4 protein-coding genes and 1 pseudogene are annotated in these 3573 nt (G+C 63.4%); 4 read left to right on the top strand and 1 reads right to left on the bottom strand.

Features of this window, described 5'->3' with window-relative positions; translation table 11 throughout:
* On the bottom strand, window positions 1-602 hold a 602-nt coding region (locus A5699_RS27800), incomplete at its 3' end, for an AraC family ligand binding domain-containing protein (protein WP_067777046.1).
* A gap of 25 nt (window positions 603-627) precedes the next feature.
* Here A5699_RS27800 and A5699_RS27795 point away from each other — a divergent pair.
* The 4 genes and pseudogenes from A5699_RS27795 to A5699_RS27785 form a co-directional block, all read left to right on the top strand.
* Window positions 628-1890 (top strand): amidohydrolase family protein, encoded by a 1263-nt coding sequence (locus A5699_RS27795; RefSeq protein WP_067777043.1) that lies wholly within the window; start codon window positions 628-630, stop codon window positions 1888-1890.
* Between the two features lie 97 nt (window positions 1891-1987).
* Window positions 1988-2146, top strand: a complete 159-nt coding sequence (locus A5699_RS29430) for a hypothetical protein (protein WP_197508417.1) — start codon at window positions 1988-1990, stop codon at window positions 2144-2146.
* Entirely contained in the window at window positions 2143-3342 is a 1200-nt protein-coding gene (locus tag A5699_RS27790) for an ESX-1 secretion-associated protein (RefSeq protein WP_082957907.1), read from the top strand. Before A5699_RS29430 ends, A5699_RS27790 begins: the two co-directional genes overlap by 4 nt.
* Window positions 3343-3374: 32 nt before the next feature.
* Window positions 3375-3573 (top strand): annotated as a pseudogene (locus A5699_RS27785) (hypothetical protein); the annotation flags it as partial.

The raw sequence follows: 3573 nt of genomic DNA, 5'->3' as shown, positions 1-3573 counted from the left end.
ACCGCGACGGCCCGGCTGACCTCCTCGGAGGTCACCGAATCCAGATGTTCCTTGGTGTACGCCAATGCGGCGGCCACGATCGGATGGTCGGTGGTCGGCAGGCTCAGCGGGGCCTCGTGGTCGAGCGCCTCGACGACGAGGTTGGCCAAGGTCCGGAAGAACGAATCGGATTCGGGTTCGTCGTCGGCACAGCCGGCCCGCTCGATCGACCATCGCAACGCGTAGACCATCATCTCGCGGATCAGCGGTGACACCGCGATGATCCGGGCCCGATCACCCCCGTCGCGGATGAGCTGCGGATCGAACATCACCGCAATGGTCTTGACGTCGGGGTTCATCACCGCCTGGTGGTGCAGGCCGGCCGGGATCCAGGCGGCCTGTTGCGGAGGCAGGAGATAGTGCGCGGATTCGGTCTCCACCTCGACCACCCCGTGCAGCGCGTACTCGATCTGATGCACGTCGTGAAAGTGCCAGCCGGTGATCAGCCCTTCACCCTCGTACAGGTAACTGCCCCCTGCGGCCCGGCCGCCCCGGCGCAGGTCGATGTGCCGAGGTCTGGCCGGTTCGGCTAAATCTCTGTCCGAAGTTGCAGAGACGGTCATGCTTTTGCAGCGTACTACTGAGATTATGAAAACCGACGACCTGATCCTGATCAGCATCGACGACCACGTCGTCGAGCCTCCCGACATGTTCCTTCGCCACGTTCCGGCGAAGTACAAGGAAGAGGCGCCGATCGTCGTCACCGACGACAAGGGCGTCGACCAGTGGATGTACCAGGGCCGCCCGCAGGGCGTGTCCGGGCTCAACGCCGTGGTGTCCTGGCCGGCCGAGGAGTGGGGCCGTGATCCGGCCGGCTTCGCCGAGATGCGTCCCGGTGTGTACGACGTGCACGAGCGGGTCCGCGACATGGACCGCAACGGCATCCTGGCCTCGATGTGCTTCCCGACCTTCACCGGCTTCTCGGCCCGCCACCTCAACATGCACCGCGAGGAGGCCACGCTGGTCATGGTGTCGGCCTACAACGACTGGCACATCGACGAGTGGGCCGGGTCGTACCCCGGACGGTTCGTCCCGATCGCGATCCTGCCGACGTGGAATCCCGAGGCCATGTGCCGCGAGATCCGCCGGGTCGCCGCCAAGGGCTGCCGCGCGGTCACCATGCCTGAACTGCCGCATTTGGAGGGCCTGCCAAGCTACTTCGATGAGGACTACTGGGGCCCGGTGTTCCGGACCCTCTCCGAGGAGAACGTGGTGATGTGTCTGCACATCGGCACCGGCTTCGGCGCGATCTCCATGGCCAAGGACGCTCCGATCGACAACCTGATCATCCTGGCCACCCAGGTCTCGGCGATGTGTGCCCAGGACCTGCTCTGGGGACCGGCGATGCGCAACTACCCTGACCTCAAGTTCGCCTTCTCCGAGGGCGGAATCGGTTGGATTCCTTTCTATCTCGATCGAAGCGACCGGCACTACACCAACCAGAAGTGGCTGCGCCGCGACTTCGGCGACAAGCTGCCCTCCGACGTGTTCCGCGAGCACTCACTGGCCTGCTATGTCACCGACAAGACCTCGCTGAAGTTGCGCCACGAGATCGGTATCGACAACATCGCCTGGGAGTGCGACTACCCCCACAGCGACTGCTTCTGGCCCGACGCTCCCGAGCAGGTGCTGGCCGAGCTGAATGCCGCCGGCGCAAGCGATTCCGACATCAACAAGATCACGTGGGAGAACTCGGCACGGTTCTTCAGCTGGGATCCGTTCAAGCACACCGCACGCGATCAGGCCAACGTCGGCGCACTGCGCGCCAAGGCCACCGACGTCGACACCTCGATCCGCCCGCGTGCGGAGTGGGCGCGCCTCTACGAACAGAAGCAGCTCGCCAAGGCCTGAGCTCAGCGCCGGGTCGATTTGATGCCGCGAACCCCTCGTTCGCTGGGTGACAATGTGATCACTCACGCGAACGAGGGGTCACGAGGTGCCGTACACGGTGTCGCAGGTTCGAGCGTCCGATCCTGAGTCCTTGCTCAACGCGTCCCGCGACGCAGAAACGGCAGCGGCGCGAGTAGACGTGAAACTCGCCCAGTTCGAGGCCGCCGACCGCGATACCGCCTACAAGCTGCGCAAGATCGGCTGGGAGCTGTCATGACCCCGCCGTTGACCGTGACCGTCGCCACGATGCGTGCGACCTCGTCCGGCCTGGAGGATCTGGCGAGTGGTTTCTACAACGACGGTGGCGGGCCGATGCTCTCGGCTGCGGCCGGACCCGTCGCCGGGTTAGACACCGGCTCCGCCTGCCGCGAAGTCGGTGACGCTTTTCTGCGGCGTGCACAGATTCTCGGGACCACGGCATCGACCTTCGCTGGAAAGCTCGATTCGGGGGCGTTCCTCTACGAGCACGGCGACAGCGCGGCCGCAGAACGGATCGAATTCGACCCGCCCGAAGAAGAGGAGAAAAGAGTCGGCGACGATCCGGGTGAGCCCGGCTACGACCCGGTCAACGAATACGAGGACGCGCTGCATGACGCGGGCTTGCTCAACGGCCCCTCGGAGGGGCTGTATCGGGAGTGGCTGGCCAACGCTGCACGTAATGACGTTCCGCCCGAGGTGATTGTCGACATCGCCCGAAGTCAGCACATCACGCCGCAGAGCTTTGACGTGCTCAAGGGCTTGGAACGGGTCACGGACGACAACGGTACAGCTGGTCCCGGTGACGACAAGACGTATTTCCTTCTGCCCAAGGGTGTCAGCCCTGAGGACGCCAAAAAGGCAGCTCTCATGACATACATACTCAATGCTGGAACCGGTTACGGCAGTTCGGATCCAAAGATCAACAATCCGAGCGGTCACGATCAGAACGACTTCGCCGAGACGCCCTACACCGCCAACGAGGTACAGCGCATCATCGATAGGCAGGACGCGAATGGATGGAGCTATGCGGCCGCCGAACACTTCACGGGCCGCCTCACCACCACACCGAATGGCATGCTGATGGGATTGGGCGGCACTTTGATCGAAGATCCGCTGAGCCAGCAGGGCGGTTCCACGTACGGCGACGTCTTCCTGGTCAACATCGACAACCCCACAGATCCGGCCGAACAACTCCGCACGATGATCAACTCCGGACGCATGTGGTACGACGGTGAGAACGGACCGTTCAGGGGCGCACTCGACATCGATCGGATCTTGCACCACGAGGAGCGTCATTCTCAACAGTGGGCCCAACTCGGCTTCAAAAGTTTTGTGGAGCAGTACGGGCAAAAGATGATGGAGGAGCAGGTCACTGGCAGCCGCAACCCATTCGAGACCAATGCTGGCGCGTCCGATGGCGGGTACCACGAATGACCCGACGGATCGGCACGCTACTCACTGTGCTCATGGCATTGCTTGCCGTGTGCGGCTGTGATCCCCTGGGAAAGCCCTCGCTGGAACCAAGTTTCGGCATTCGCGTGGCCGAGGGCAAGCTCCAGATCTGGTTCGGTTCGGCATGCGATGGCACTACGGGGGTCGATCTCACCTTCGACATGTCCAAAGACAACGAGGCGGCGCTGCAACTCAGAACACCCGTTACCGCAC

Origin of the sequence: Mycobacterium sp. E802, assembly GCF_001666875.1 — a bacterium.
Lineage (GTDB): Bacteria > Actinomycetota > Actinomycetes > Mycobacteriales > Mycobacteriaceae > Mycobacterium.
Note: the sequence above shows the minus strand (reverse complement) of the source record. Positions and strands in the feature narration are given on the sequence as shown.